The organism is Psychromonas antarctica (assembly GCF_022267535.1).
GTDB classification, from domain to species: Bacteria; Pseudomonadota; Gammaproteobacteria; order Enterobacterales; family Psychromonadaceae; genus Psychromonas; species Psychromonas antarctica.
The window spans coordinates 1-532 of the sequence record NZ_JAHNZV010000299.1 but is presented as its reverse complement, the minus strand read 5'-3'; the positions used below and the strand labels follow the sequence as shown (position 1 = coordinate 532).

Annotated in this window: 1 pseudogene; it reads left to right on the top strand. The window is 43.2% G+C overall.

The window, feature by feature from the left end:
- Positions 1-532, top strand: a pseudogene (locus KSO91_RS18085) (hypothetical protein); the annotation flags it as partial.

The window sequence follows — 532 nt, the reverse complement described above, 5'->3', positions numbered from 1 at the left end:
GTAAACAGGCTGATTGGACACTCAATTACACGTTTAATCAACAGGGTAAACGCAGTGGTTTAATCCTGCCTGATGGCAAACAAATCGGTTATTTATATAATGAATTGGGGTTATTAAGCAGCCTAACGCTTGTGCCACCAGACGAAAATGAAACCGCCTTATTAGCACTTGCATATAGCGCGGCAGGGCAAGTTACTCAATACACATTAAGCAACGGCATCACCTTGCAGCAAGACTATGATGTTCGCTCTCGTTTAACCGCACAAGATTGGTCAGGTCAGCAGGGTTATCAACAACAACGCCGCTATCAATACGACAAAAATAATCAGCTCATCAGCCGCACGGCGCAGACGCAAGCAAAGATTAAAGATGATGACCATACGTACAACAAACCAAGTCAACGTTGTTTTAGTTATAACAAATTAAGTCAGTTAGTCAGCTCGGAGTGCAAAACTCAAACAGAAGCGCACAGCACACAAAGCAAAGATACAACAGAAAGCTTTGACTGGGATGCGTTTGGTAATCCACTGGT